This is a genomic window from Paraburkholderia sp. SIMBA_027, from assembly GCF_046535315.1.
GTDB lineage: Bacteria > Pseudomonadota > Gammaproteobacteria > Burkholderiales > Burkholderiaceae > Paraburkholderia > Paraburkholderia tropica.
In genome coordinates this window covers 1-260 of the sequence record NZ_JAWRWY010000935.1, presented here as the reverse complement: position 1 = coordinate 260, position 260 = coordinate 1, and the positions used below count along the sequence as shown (strand labels likewise).

1 protein-coding gene is annotated in these 260 nt (G+C 38.8%); it reads right to left on the bottom strand.

The annotated features are described in order from the left end of the window. The coding region (locus SB764_RS41850; RefSeq protein ID WP_410867015.1) for a hypothetical protein at positions 1-219 on the bottom strand (219 nt) is incomplete at its 3' end. Positions 220-260 lie beyond the last annotated feature (41 nt).

Here is a 260-nt window from a genome sequence, read left to right as displayed (position 1 = left end):
ACCCAGTGGACTTTTTATCTTTTGGGTATTGGGATCAAATGCTTGTGAGTAGCTTTCTAGCCGTCTGTTTTCTTCAGTATATAAGAAGTTGGCTAGTACCCCAAAGTTTTTGCTGATGTTATAGATGGCATTTAAACTTCCTGCAACCTGCAGCCAGTTTTGTTTAATATTGGTAAAAGAAGAGTCCCCAAAAGTAAATCCCGGAGTTCTGGGTACCATTGAAAACTCTCCGTCAATGATATGATTTCTTATATGGAGAC